The sequence below is a fragment of the Streptomyces recifensis genome, assembly GCF_002154615.1.
GTDB classification, from domain to species: domain Bacteria; phylum Actinomycetota; class Actinomycetes; order Streptomycetales; family Streptomycetaceae; genus Streptomyces; species Streptomyces griseoluteus.
Genome location: NZ_MUNH01000529.1, coordinates 1 through 1,505, shown reverse-complemented (window position 1 = coordinate 1,505; position 1,505 = coordinate 1). Strand labels below are relative to the sequence as shown.

General features: G+C 72.3%; 2 protein-coding genes. One reads left to right on the top strand and one right to left on the bottom strand.

The annotated features are described in order from the left end of the window. On the bottom strand, positions 1–430 hold a 430-nt coding region (locus CCN33_RS31670), incomplete at its 3' end, for an SCO2400 family protein (RefSeq protein ID WP_425275869.1). Between the two features lie 410 nt (positions 431–840). Here CCN33_RS31670 and CCN33_RS24925 point away from each other — a divergent pair. Continuing rightward, entirely contained in the window at positions 841–1,314 is a 474-nt protein-coding gene (locus tag CCN33_RS24925) for a carboxymuconolactone decarboxylase family protein (RefSeq protein WP_086695722.1), read from the top strand. Positions 1,315–1,505 lie beyond the last annotated feature (191 nt).

The following is a 1,505-nucleotide window of genomic DNA, read 5'->3' as shown; positions in this document are numbered from 1 at the left end:
GTACCGGGAGACCGGCCGTGGCCTCGGGACCCGTACCGCCCATCGGCTGCTCGCCCTGGGCCGCGGTGGGGCGGGTGCGGTCGGCGGGCTGGTGGTTCAGGGCGGCGGCGAGGGTGAGACCACCGCCGACCAGGGCGACGGCGGTCGCCAGGGCTGCCCTGCGGCGCGTCTTCCTCCAACGGGACTGCTCGCGGCGCCGGACCGCGCGACCACTGCCCGACGGCACCTCCGCCGGACGGTGCGGGGCGGCCGGCGGGGGCACCGACCTGCCGGGCCGGGGCGCCGGTACGTCCTCGTCGCCGGGCTGCCGTACGGCGTACACGCTTGCGCGGACCGGCATCGGGGCCAGGTCCGGGGAGGCGCAGACGCCGCAGCCGGGGCAGACCAGGGCGCCGTTCAGATGCCGACGGCAGGCGGAGCAGTAGTCCATTCGCGGTCTTCCTGGGTCGACGGGCGCGGGTGAGCGCCCGCCACCGTAACGGGACCATCAGCAGAGTGTGTGCGCCCCATGTGGCTCTCCTGCACACATTCCCAGCGGATTCCGAGTGGCTGGAAGGTGTGTGGCCGGAAGTGATGTGGGCGCGCCCTGTGTGGGCGCGCCCGACGTGGTCCGGTCGTGTGTGGGCGCGCCCCATGTGGTCCAGCCCCATGTGGGCGCACCCCGTGTGGTCGAGCCCTGTGTCGGCACAGGCCAGGTGGCCCGACTCCATGTCGCCGCACCCCATGCGTCCCGGCCCCCCGCCTCCTGGTGACCCGGCTCACACTCGTCCATGTCACACCCCCGTCACCCCGCCCGTCGTAACCGTGAATCCACCGGAAGCGACCCACAGGAGCGCACCCATGACCGCCCGCCTCAACCCGTTCGCCATCCCCGCCACCGCCAAGATCATCAAGCACATCAACGCGGCCGGAAAGGTGGTCTCGGACTCCACCCTCCCCGCCGCCACCCAGGAACTGGTGAAGATCCGCGCCAGCCAGATCAACGGCTGCGGCTTCTGCCTCGACATGCACACCAAGGAGGCCGCGCAGGCGGGCGAGACCCAGCTCCGGCTGAACATGGTCGCCGCCTGGCGCGAGGCCACCGTCTTCACCGACGCCGAGCGCGCCGCCCTCGAACTGGCCGAGCAGGGCACCCGTCTCGCCGACACCCCGGGCGCCGTCACCGACGAGGCGTGGGCGAACGCGGCCAAGCACTACGACGAGGACCAGCTCGCGGCCCTGGTCTTCCTGATCGGCCTCATCAACGCCTACAACCGCATGAACGTCATGATCCGGATGCCCGCCGGCGACTACGAGGTCGGCCAGCTGGCCTGAGCCGGACCCGGGCCGGAACCTCCCGGGGCATCCGGAGGCGAGACGGCGTGTGCGCCGCACCGCGCGCACGCCCCTCGCCTATCGTCGGCCATACACCGACATCCGGAGTGAAAATGGGAAAAACGGATGAGCTGGTGGGAGTGGTCGACAGGGCGGCGACGGTCGTCACCCCCACCGCTCCACCGGCCCGC

Coding starts and splice junctions, on each gene's coding strand:
- CCN33_RS24925 (WP_086695722.1), top strand. CDS start 841: ATGACCGCCCGCCTCAACCCGTTCGCCATCCCCGCCACCGCCAAGATC.